At 74.0% G+C, this 10574-nt stretch carries 9 protein-coding genes; 6 read left to right on the top strand and 3 right to left on the bottom strand.

All coding sequences use genetic code 11. From position 1 onward, the window contains the following. Positions 1-35: 35 nt before the first annotated feature. A complete protein-coding gene (locus ACIBBD_RS03030; RefSeq protein ID WP_399417502.1) occupies positions 36-1520 on the bottom strand; it encodes an ATP-binding protein in 1485 nt (494 codons plus the stop codon). Next, on the bottom strand, positions 1517-2533 hold the full coding sequence (locus ACIBBD_RS03035; RefSeq protein WP_399417503.1) for a winged helix-turn-helix domain-containing protein: 1017 nt from the start codon (positions 2531-2533) through the stop codon (positions 1517-1519). The genes ACIBBD_RS03030 and ACIBBD_RS03035 overlap by 4 nt, the downstream gene beginning before the upstream one ends. 281 nt (positions 2534-2814) lie before the next feature. Here ACIBBD_RS03035 and ACIBBD_RS03040 point away from each other — a divergent pair, with 281 nt between their 5' ends. Further along, the gene (locus ACIBBD_RS03040) at positions 2815-3420 is read left to right on the top strand and encodes a carbonic anhydrase (RefSeq protein WP_399417504.1); all 606 of its coding nucleotides are present in this window, start codon (positions 2815-2817) and stop codon (positions 3418-3420) included. 467 nt (positions 3421-3887) lie between these two features. Then, on the top strand, positions 3888-5795 hold the full coding sequence (locus ACIBBD_RS03045; RefSeq protein WP_399417577.1) for a SulP family inorganic anion transporter: 1908 nt from the start codon (positions 3888-3890) through the stop codon (positions 5793-5795). Between the two features lie 84 nt (positions 5796-5879). On the opposite strand, the gene ACIBBD_RS03050 is transcribed toward ACIBBD_RS03045, so the two are convergent. Next, positions 5880-6794, bottom strand: a complete 915-nt coding sequence (locus ACIBBD_RS03050; protein WP_399417505.1) for an oxidoreductase — start codon at positions 6792-6794, stop codon at positions 5880-5882. A 262-nt stretch (positions 6795-7056) separates the two neighbouring features. Between ACIBBD_RS03050 and ACIBBD_RS03055 the strand changes: the two genes are divergently transcribed. From ACIBBD_RS03055 to ACIBBD_RS03070, 4 genes are all read left to right on the top strand, one after another. Next, positions 7057-8214, top strand: a complete 1158-nt coding sequence (locus ACIBBD_RS03055; protein ID WP_399417506.1) for an alkaline phosphatase PhoX — start codon at positions 7057-7059, stop codon at positions 8212-8214. Between the two features lie 159 nt (positions 8215-8373). After that, complete coding sequence (locus tag ACIBBD_RS03060) at positions 8374-9327, top strand: SMP-30/gluconolactonase/LRE family protein (RefSeq protein ID WP_399417507.1); 954 nt, start codon at positions 8374-8376, stop codon at positions 9325-9327. Between the two features lie 181 nt (positions 9328-9508). Beyond that, the gene (locus ACIBBD_RS03065) at positions 9509-9913 is read left to right on the top strand and encodes a hypothetical protein (RefSeq protein ID WP_399417508.1); all 405 of its coding nucleotides are present in this window, start codon (positions 9509-9511) and stop codon (positions 9911-9913) included. A gap of 101 nt (positions 9914-10014) precedes the next feature. Next, the gene (locus ACIBBD_RS03070; protein WP_399417509.1) at positions 10015-10461 is read left to right on the top strand and encodes an excalibur calcium-binding domain-containing protein; all 447 of its coding nucleotides are present in this window, start codon (positions 10015-10017) and stop codon (positions 10459-10461) included. Positions 10462-10574 lie beyond the last annotated feature (113 nt).

The raw sequence follows: 10574 nt of genomic DNA on the forward strand, positions 1-10574 counted from the left end.
CACGAGGTGCGTACGGCCTGGCGGCCGGCCCCGCTTCACCACCGGCCCGGTGCCGCGGTCTGCAACGGTCTTCCCGACCGTGGCGGGCCCGCGCCCGGGCCGGTCCGGTCCGCGGCCGGCAACCGGACCACCGCGTCCAGGCCACCGCGCGGCGCCTGCCGCAGCACCGCCTCGCCGCCGCTGGCGTGCGCGAGCCGCTGGACCAGGGCGAGGCCCAGGCCGGTACCGCCCTTGGGGGCGTCCGGGGCGCGCCAGAAGCGGTCGAAGGCCCGGCGGCGCTGTTCCTCGGTCATCCCGGGACCCTCGTCCATGACGTGCAGTTCGACCCACGCCGACCCGGCCGGGCGGTGCGGGAAGCGGCGTTCGGTGGGCGGGTGACGGCGCGGGTCCACACAGACCGTGGAGCCGCGGGGTGACACGCGCAGGGCGTTGGAGAGCAGGTTGTCGAGGATCTGCTCGACCGCCCCGGGCACCGCCAGCACCTCGCCCGCGTGGTCCCCGGCGAGCGCGAGGCCCACGCCGTGCTGTGCGAACAGCGGCGTCCAGGCGTGGTGGCGTTCCGCGCACACCCGGTCCAGGTCGACCCGCTCCCGTTCGGCGGCGCTCTCGTCGAGCCGGGCCATCGCGAGCAGCCCCTCGACCATCCGGGCCAGCCGGTCCGTCTCGGTCAGCGCGGCGGTGAGGCCGCCCCGGGCGTGCAGGGCGATGTCGTTCTCCAGGTTCTCCAGCCGCAGCCTCAGCGCCGCGAGCGGGGTCTTCAGCTGGTGCGAGGCCTCGCCGGCGAAGGCCCGCTGGGAGGCTAGCAGGTGTTCCAGGCGGGCGGCGGTGCGGTTGAAGGTGGCGGCCAGGCTGCGCACCTCGGGCGGGCCCTTGGTGATCGCCACCGGGACGGCGGTGCCCCCGACCGCCAGCTCGTGCGTCGCGCGCTCCAGTTCACGGATCGGCCGGCCGGTCCAGCGGGCGATGGCGAAGCCGACGACGGCGACCGCGGTGAGCACCGCGAGCCCGCCGAGCGCCAGCAGCAGCCAGACGTGGCGGACGCGTTGGTGCACCGTCCTGGTCGGCACGGTGATCCGCACGGCCCCCTGGTCCTGGGCGCCGTGCCGTACCGGGGCGGCCACCGCCAGGTACTCCACCCCGCCGATGGTCGAGGTGCGCACGTCCGCCGTGGCGGTCCCGCGCAACGCGGCCGCGATGCCCGGCCAGGACGCGAGGTTGCGCTCCTCCCGCTCCGACAGCGGATGCGAACTCGCCAGCAACGCCCCGGACCCGTCCACGATCAGCACCTTGCCGCCGATGCGCTCGGCGCAGTGCGCGGCCCGCTCGGGCAGATCCCGCGCGGCCCGGCCCGCCGAGATGGACAGTGAGGCGAACGCCGACACCGACTCCGCCTCGTCCTTCGCCGCGTTGGTCACCCGCTCGCGCTCGCCCCGCGAGTAGACGAAGCCCAGCGGGATCTCCAGGCAGAGCAGGACCAGGGCGGCGAGCGTGAGGTAACTGAGCAGCAGCCGACGGGTCATCGGCAGGCCGCCGGGTGGGGACCCGTGGCCTCGTGGCCCGGGGGTGCGTACGAGGACGGCGGGTGCGCCGAGGCGTACCCCGGCGGCGTGGTCTGCACGGCCAGCCGGAAGCCCACTCCGCGCAGCGTCTGGATCCACGCCGGGTCGCCCAGCTTCCGCCGCAGGGTGGCCACATGGACGTCCAGCGTCTTCGTCGGCCCCTCGTAGTGCGGGTCCCACACCCGGTCCAGGATCTGCTGCCGTGAGTACACGGCCCCCGGGTCCTCGGTGAGCAGCGCGAGCAGCTCGAACTCCTTGGGCGTCAGCGCCACCGCCGCCTCCCCCACCCACACCTGCCGGGTCCGCCGGTCGACGACCAGGGGCCCCACGGCGGCGGGCCCGGCCTCGGGCGGCGGGGGGACCGGGTCGTAGGTGGTGCCGGCGGCGGGTGCGGGGGTGGAGGGGGCGCCGACGGTGCCGGCAGAAGGGGCGGGGGTGGAGGGGGCGCCGGCGGTGCCGCCGGTGGGCGCGGGGGTGAAGGGGGCTCCCGCGGTGCCGCCCGCGTAGGCCTCGCCGCCGAACGCCCGGCCCACCGGGACGTCCCCTCCCTGCGTGCCTGCGGGGAGGTCTCCCTGCGCACCTGCGGGCATGCCTCCCTGTGCGCCCGACTGTGCCCCGCGCCGGGTCCGCCGCGTCACCGCCCGCACCCGTGCCACCAGCTCCCGCATGCTGAACGGCTTCGCCAGATAGTCGTCGGCGCCCAGCTCCAGGCCCAACACCCGGTCGGCCTCCTCCCCCCGGGCGCTGAGGATGATGAGGGGGACGTCGGAGGTCTGCCGGATACCGCGGCAGACGTCGATGCCGTCCATGTCCGGCAGCCCCAGGTCGAGCAGGACGACATCGCCGTACGGCCCCCTCAACCCCTCGCCGCCGGTGCCGACGTGCCGCACCTCCAGCCCGAAGTGCCCGAGACCCTCGACGAGCGGTTCGGCGATCGTCTGGTCGTCCTCGATGAGCAGGACTCGTACGCCCATGCGTTTTCGTCTCTCCCGTGAACAGAATTCGCGCGTTCCGTGGACCCGACACGCTACAAGAATGGTCGAAAAACGTCGCGCGGATCCCGGCCGATGTGATCAGCGGCTCAGCACGGGACGAAAACTGTCCGCATTCTGTCGGCGATTTAGTGTTCCCCTAACCTTTGCCTGGCCAACGCTCCTCTACGGTGGTCGGGACCTGGCCGGAACTCCCCTCCGGCCAGGTCCTGACCTGCACCTATGCGGTCTTGAAAACCGGAAAACCCCCACCGGGAGGAACCGTGAAGGCTTTGCTGGACCGCGCACGCTCGTTCAGGCGACGGGTCGAATTCGAAAGCGGCGAATACCGGAGGCTGGCCGATGGCCAATATCCCGAGGCATTGTTCATCACCTGCTCGGACTCACGGGTGATACCCGCCCTGATCACGGGCGCACGGCCCGGGGAGATATTCGAGCTGCGCAATGCGGGCAATATCGTCCCGCCGCACGGCCGGCCGGGTGCCTCGGGCGAGGCGGCCACCATCGAGTACGCACTGGAGGTGCTCGGCGTTCAGGACATCGTGGTGTGCGGTCACTCCCACTGCGGCGCGATGGGCGCCCTGAAGTCCGGCGACGACCTGTCCGCCCTGCCCGGTGTGGACCTCTGGCTCCAACTGGCCCGCCCCCGGCTGGCTCCCGTCCTGGACGGCGTGATCGAGGATCCGCGCCTGCCGGACATCGCCCAGCTGAACGTCGTCAACCAGCTGGCCGCGCTGCGGAGTCACCCGGCCGCACGGCGCCGTCTCGACGACGGGCGGCTGCGGCTGCACGGCTGGTACTACGAGGTGGACACCGGTCAGGTGCACGAGCTGGACGAGGACGGCCTGTTCCGGGTGCACGCGGCATGAGCGGCGCACACGCCCGGCACGCCCGGGGCCGGGGCGGCACGGGGCCGGAGGAGACGGGCGGCGGCGCGGGCAGGGGGCGCACCTTCCGGGAGGCGGGCGGGACGGCGCGGGAGGGCGGACGGCCGGTCCCGCCCCGGCCGGTGAGCGCCCCCACCGCCGCACGGAGCTTCTCCGCACCGGACTTCCCCGAGGCGGATTTCCCCACGCCGGACTTCTCCGCGCCGAGTTCCTCCACACCGGACCTCTCCCCACCGGACTTCTCCGCACCCGGCTTCCCCGGGGCGGTGCGCGACAGCGCAGTGGCCCGCACCGCCGAGGGCGACACCACGCAGGCCGATGCCCGGGAGGCCGGCGCCGCGAAGCCCGGTTTCCCGCGGACCGCTTCCTCGCGAACCGGTGCCCCGGAGCGCGACGCCTCGCGAACCGGTCCCCGGAGAACCGGCCCCTCGGCATTCCGTGCCGCGAAGATGTCGAAGGCGGACCTGGCCACCGAGATCACCGCGTCCCTCGTCGTCTTCCTGGTGGCGCTGCCCCTGTGCATCGGCGTGGCCGTCGCCTCCGGGGTCCCCGCCGAGCTGGGCATCATCTCGGGTGTCATCGGCGGTCTGGTGGTGGGCGCTGCCCGCGGCAGCACCCTTCAGGTCAGCGGCCCGGCCGCCGGGCTCGCCGCGCTGGTCGCGGAGACCGTCCTGGAGCACGGCGTGGCCATGCTCGGCGTGATCGTGCTCTTCGCCGGCCTCCTCCAGATCGTCCTCGGCCTGGTGCGGCTCGGCCGGTTCTTCCAGGCGATCTCCCTGGCCGTCGTCCAGGGCATGCTCGCGGGCATCGGTCTGCCGCTGATGTTCAGCCAGGCGTACCCGGCGGCCGACGCGAAGGCCCCCGGCACCCCGATCGAGAACATGGCCGGCGTCCCCGGCCTGCTCGCGGACACGGTGAGCGACCCGCAGACGATGATCGCGGCCGGCCTCGGCACCGTCACCGTCGTCCTGAGCTTCCTGTGGAAGAAGGCGCCCGGCCCGGTCCGGAAGGTCCCGGCGGCCCTGGTGGCGGTGGGCATCGGCATCGCGGTCGCCGCACTGCCCGGCGTGGAGGTGAGGACCCTCCAGGTGGGCAACCTGCTCGCCTCCGTCGACGTACCCGGCCCGGAGCAGTTCGCGGGCCTCGCGGACGCCGGCGTCATCACGGCGATCCTCACCTTCACCGTCATCGCCTCCGCCGAATCCCTCTTCACGGCGGCCGCGGTGGACCGTATGCACGACGGCCCGCGCACCCGCTACAACCCCGAACTGATCGCCCAGGGCGCCGGCAACACCGTCGCCGGGCTCCTCGGCGCGCTGCCCGTCACCGCGGTGGTGGCCCGCAGCTCGGCGAACGTCCAGGCGGGTGCCAGGACCCGCATGTCCCGCACCCTGCACGGCCTGTGGCTGCTGGCCTTCGCGCTGCTGCTCCCGCAGGTGCTGGCCCTGATCCCGATCTCGGTCCTGGCGGGCGTGCTGATCCACAGCGGCTGGAAGCTCTTCGCACCCGAGGAGTTCCCGAAGATGTGGCGGCAGGACCGGGGCGAGTTCGTGGTCATGACCCTCACCACGCTGGTCATCGTGGCGACGGCGCTTCTGGAAGGCGTGCTCATCGGCCTCGCGGCCGGCATCGTCCTCGCCGCCGTCCGCATGTCGCAGACCGTCATCCGGCAGCACATCGAGGACGACACCGCGAAGGTGGTGATGGCCGGGAACGCGACCTTCCTGCGCCTGCCCCAGGTCATCGAGGCCCTGGAGTCCGCCGCCGAGGCCGGGAAGCCCCGGATCCGCCTGGACCTCACCGGTGTCACCCACCTGGACCACGCCTGCCGCAGCCAGGTGGAGGAGTTCGTCGGCCAGCAGCGCGGCAAGGGCCTGCGGGTGGAACTCCTCATGCCGGGCCCGGCGAAGCGACCCGCCGGGGACCAGCCGCTGGACCCGGCCGGGCCCCCGGCCACGGGCCTGGCGGAAGCGCACCCGGCCGGGGAAGCGCGGCCGCCGGCCGGCGGCTTCCGCCCGTCCACCCGCCCGTCGGCCCCCCTGCCCCGCCGCCGGACCTCCCAGCCGCCCTCCGCCGGCCCCGGCCCGACCGCCGAGTGGTTCTACCTGGACACCAGGCCGATGCCGGAGGACTTCGCGGAGCGCTACGCGCAGGAGTACGCACCGGCGTACGCGGCGGGGTACGAGCACACGCCGGAGTACGGGCAGGAGCACCCACCGGGACACCCGCAGGAGTACCCGCAGCGGGGCGCGCAGGAGCACCCGCCGGAGCACCCGCGGGACTACCCGCCCAGGCACCCCCAGGAGTACCCGCCGGGCGCCCCGCAGGAGTACTCGCCGGGCCACGCCTCCCGCTGACGGCTCACCCGAGCCCGGCCGCCGAGCTCGGCCTGAACGCCCGTACGGCCGCCGCGCGCCGGCTGCCCGCCGCGCGGGACGCCGTCACCCGTAGGTCACCCCGGTCAGCCGCTCCGACTCCGCCCACAGCAGCTCCCCCGCCCGGTCGTCGCGGGTCCAGGGCGCCCGCCACGAGGGGGCGGGCTCCCCGCGCCACATCGCGACGGACGGGCCGGTGAAGGAGTCGGGCGCCACGTCCGGCGCGGTCGCGGCGTACAGGACGGGCAGCGCGCCGGCCTCGGCGGGCTGGGCGACCACGCGGTTGCCGATCTCCATGAACCGTTCGGCACGCCGTCGCCCCTCCGCCCGCGGCCCGGCGGTCTGCAGGTTGGTGGCCGCGTACCCCGGGTGCGCGGCGGCCGCGACGACGCCGGCCCCGGCCGTCGTCAGCCGACGCGCGAGCTCGTGCGTGAAGAGCAGGTTGGCGGTCTTGGAACGGCCGTACGCGACCCAACGACGGTAGCGCCGCTCGGAGTTGAGATCCCGCAGATCGATGTTCCCGAGCAGGTGGGCCATGCTGGACACGGTCACCACGCGCGCGCCGGGCGTGGTGAGCAGCGTGGGCAGCAGCAGCCCGGTGAGGGCGAAGTGCCCGAGGTGGTTGACCCCGAACTGCGTCTCGAACCCGTCGGCCGTCGTGCCGTACGGCATCGCCATCACGCCCGCGTTGTTGACGAGCAGGTCGATCCGCCCGCCGGACAGGCCGGCCGCGACCTCCCGGACGGAGGCCAGATCCCCGAGGTCGAGCCGCCGGACCCCGACGTCCGCGCCCGGGACGGCACGGACCAGCCGTTCGACGGCCTCCCGTCCCCGCGCCTCACTGCGACAGGCGAGGACGACCCGCGCCCCCTTCCGGGCCAGCTCCCGCGCGGTGACGTACCCCAGGCCGCTGTTTGCTCCCGTGACCACGGCGGTGCGCCCGCCCTGGTCGGGGATGTCCCGCGCGCTCCAGCCGGTCATGGCCGTACTCCCTCCGCCGCCGCGGTCAGGTCACGGCCGCCGTGATGACGGCGGCCGTGAGTCTCGGCCGCCGCGGTCGTGGCCGCCACCGTCACGGCCGCCGCCGTCATGGCCGTACCCCCGTGGCTGCCGGTCCCAGCCTAGGCACTCCCTCGTCACGACGTGTCCACGACACGGCCACCCTGTTCTCCTAGCCTCCCTGACCGCACGACCCCGCGGCCGACCGGTGGCGGGGCGGTCACGACACCCCCTGGGAGTGAGCGTGGAACGTCGTACCCTCCTGCGTGCGGCCGCCATCGGCGGATCCTCCGCCGTGCTCGGCGGAACCCTGTGGCGCGGCGCCGCGTACGCCGCGCCGGCGCAGCCCGGCACCGGCCCGTACGGGGCGCTCGGCGCACCGGACGCCAACGGCATCCGCCTGCCGAGCGGCTTCACCAGCCGGGTCATCGCCCGCTCCGGGCAGACGGTACCCGGCACCTCGTACACCTGGCACAACGCCCCCGACGGCGGAGCCTGTTACGCGGACGGCACCGGCTGGATCTACGTCTCCAACTCGGAGATCAGCCCGGGCGGCGGGGCGAGCGCGGTGAGGTTCTCGTCGACGGGCACGGTCACGTCCGCCTACCGCATCCTCTCCGGCACGCGCACGAACTGCGCCGGCGGCAGCACCCCGTGGAACACCTGGCTCTCCTGCGAGGAGGTCGACCGCGGATACGTCTTCGAGACGGACCCCTGGGGCGTGAAGGCGGCGGTGCGCCGTGACGCGATGGGCCGCTTCAAGCACGAGGCGGCCGCCGCCGACCCGGTCCGCCGGGTGATCTACCTGACGGAGGACGTCACCGACGGCTGCTTCTACCGCTTCCGTCCGACGACCTGGGGCGACCTGTCGTCGGGCACGCTGGAGGTCCTGGTGGCCGGCACCGGCACGTCCGGCCCGGTGACCTGGTCCCCGGTCCCCGACCCCACCGGCGCCACCGCCACCCGCAACCAGGTCTCCGGCGCCAAGCGCTTCAACGGCGGCGAGGGGTGCTACTACGCCGACGACACCTGCTGGTTCACCACGAAGGGCGACAACCGTGTGTGGCAGTACAACGCCGCCGCCCAGACCCTCGAGCTCGCCTACGACGACTCCCTGGTGACGTCCGGCACGGCCCCGCTGACCGGCGTCGACAACGTCACGGGGTCGTCGTCCGGCGACCTCTTCGTGGCGGAGGACGGCGGCACCATGGAGATCTGCGTGATCACACCGGCCGACGTCGTCGCCCCCTTCCTCCGCATCGACGGCCAGTCGGCCTCGGAGATCACCGGCCCGGCCTTCTCCCCCGACGGCACCCGCCTGTACTTCTCCAGCCAGCGGGGCACGTCGGGCAGCTCGTCGGGCGGGATCACGTACGAGGTGAGGGGCCCGTTCCGGGTCTAGCCGCGCTGAAAGGAAACCGACAGCCGGATTGAAAGGAACCTGACAGCCACACGGAGGAACACGGTCGGACGGCGGCTCGTTCTCGCCAACGAAGTGCAAAGCAGAGGCAAAACTGAGCAGGACGAGTCCGCCGCCCGACCCACCCCCGGAGGCACCGACATGACTCCCTCCCCTTCCCCCTCCCCCTCCCGCCGCACCGTCCTGGGCGGAGCCGCCCTGGCCGCCCTCACCGTGGCCACCACGGCAGCCCCCTCGGAGGCCAGGTCCTCCTCATCCGAACCGACCTGGCCCACGGTCTTCCCCCTCCCCGATGGCTGGCTCCCCGAGGGCATCACCATCGGCAGCCGGCCGTACGCCTACATGGGCTCCCGCGCCAACGGCGGCATCTACCGCACCGACCTGCGCACCGGCGAGGGCGAGGTCCTCTACCCCGGCGGCACCGGCCAGATCGCCGTCGGCCTGAAGCTGGACCGCGACGGCCTGCTGTACGTGGCCGGCAACACGGGCGTGGCCCGAGTGATCGACTCCCGCACGGGCCGGTTGCTCACGACCCACCAGCTCACCCCGGCCACCGGCCACTTCATCAACGACGTGACCCTGCTCGGCGACCGCGCCTGGTTCACCGACTCCCGCGACGCCGTCCTCTACGGCGTCCCGCGCGGCCGCGCCGGCGACATCCGCGCCCTCCCCCTCACCGGGGACTGGACCCAGCTCCCCGACGTCAACAACGCCAACGGCATCGTCGGCACCCCGGACGGCAAGGGCCTGATCGTCGTCAAGAGCACACCGGGCGAGCTCCACCACGTGAACGTCCGGACCGGCCACGCCACGAGGATCACGCTGGTGGGCCAGGAGAACGTGGCCAACGGCGACGGCCTCCACCGCATCGGCCGCACCCTGTACGTGGTCCAGAACCGCCTGAACCTGATCAGCGTGTGGGCCCTCGACCGCACGGCCACGACGGCCACCCTGACCCGCACGATCACCTCCCCCGACTTCGACGTCCCCACCACGGCGGCCCGCTACGGCGACCGCCTCTACCTGGTCAACGCCCGCTTCACGAGCCCGCAGTCGCCGGAGACCACGTTCACGGGCGTGGCGGTGAGCCTGTGAGACGGGTGAGGCGGACACGGGGCGGCACCCGCACCGGCGGGAAGCCGCCCCGCGCCCGCCTCCCCCGGGGGCATGATGACCCCATGCCGACGAACACCACCCGCCGAAAGGCACATGCCGCGTAACCGGCCCGGCGCCCTGCGACGCGCCCTCCGCACCCCCGCCCCCCCGCACCCGCCCCGTGCCCCCGCCGCCCCCCGTCCCGGGCCTGTCCCCCCGCACCGGCCTGGCCATCCACCGCGCGGAACACGAACGCCACGACCACCACCACCTCTTCCCCGGCACCACGGCACACGCCCTGCACCGCTACCGCACCTTCCTGGCGCCCCCCGGCCGCAGCCCCCTCCACCCCCGCGCAGCGGCATGCCCCGCCTGCCCAGGCTGCGCCCTGGACGACGTCCGCACCGCCCGCGACGTCCTGGCGGAGACCCTGTCCCGCCTCCCGCCCCGAGCCCGCGCCGAACTCGCCCGCACCGTGGCCCGCCTGGACCGGCACTACCGCGCCCGCACACTGCCGGACCCACGGGCGGGCGACGACGCCCCGTGGTGGCACCGACGGCTGGGGGAGGGTGCGGAGGGCTCGTGACCCGCACACAGAACCATCACAGAATGACCACTCCCTCTCCACCGGCGGGATCGCGGCCGTACCGTCATCCCCTCGCATCACAGCCGCCCTGGGGGGACGCCATGAACAACCCGTACTCCACCGCACCCACACCCAAGTGGGCCCGGAAGCGCTACGTCCTGCCCGCGCTCGCCCTCGCGCTGTTCCTGGGCGCCGGCATCGGCGCCACCGACGACGGGAACACCACGACCGACGCGAAACCGGCCTCCGCCACGCCCCGCCCCACGGTGACCGTGACCACCACGGCCACCGCGACGGAGACGGCGATCCCCGAGCCTGCGAAGACAGTGACCGCCACGGAAACGGTGACCGTCACGAAGACGGTCACCGCGGCGGTCGACACCGACACCACGGACACCTCGGACACCTCGGGCGACGGCTCTTCCGACAACGTCACCTACGACAACTGCGACGCCGCCCGCGCGGCAGGCGCCGCCCCCGTCCACGCGGGCGACCCGGGCTACGGCCGCCACCTCGACCGGGACGGCGACGGCACGGGCTGCGAGTGAGGGCACGAGAAGGGGCGGCACCCTGGGGTGACCCAGGGTGCCGCCCCCAACCCACCACGGTCAGTGCCCCCCGGTGTGCAACGGGGAGATTGGGCGGCCGACCAGCGGGTGGG

It is taken from the genome of Streptomyces sp. NPDC051315 (assembly GCF_044455165.1).
Taxonomy (GTDB): domain Bacteria; phylum Actinomycetota; class Actinomycetes; order Streptomycetales; family Streptomycetaceae; genus Streptomyces.

Coding starts and splice junctions, on each gene's coding strand:
- ACIBBD_RS03050 (WP_399417505.1), bottom strand. CDS start 6,794: ATGACCGGCTGGAGCGCGCGGGACATCCCCGACCAGGGCGGGCGCACC.
- ACIBBD_RS03045 (WP_399417577.1), top strand. CDS start 3,888: ATGTCGAAGGCGGACCTGGCCACCGAGATCACCGCGTCCCTCGTCGTC.
- ACIBBD_RS03060 (WP_399417507.1), top strand. CDS start 8,374: ATGACTCCCTCCCCTTCCCCCTCCCCCTCCCGCCGCACCGTCCTGGGC.
- ACIBBD_RS03035 (WP_399417503.1), bottom strand. CDS start 2,533: ATGGGCGTACGAGTCCTGCTCATCGAGGACGACCAGACGATCGCCGAA.
- ACIBBD_RS03070 (WP_399417509.1), top strand. CDS start 10,015: ATGAACAACCCGTACTCCACCGCACCCACACCCAAGTGGGCCCGGAAG.
- ACIBBD_RS03030 (WP_399417502.1), bottom strand. CDS start 1,520: ATGACCCGTCGGCTGCTGCTCAGTTACCTCACGCTCGCCGCCCTGGTC.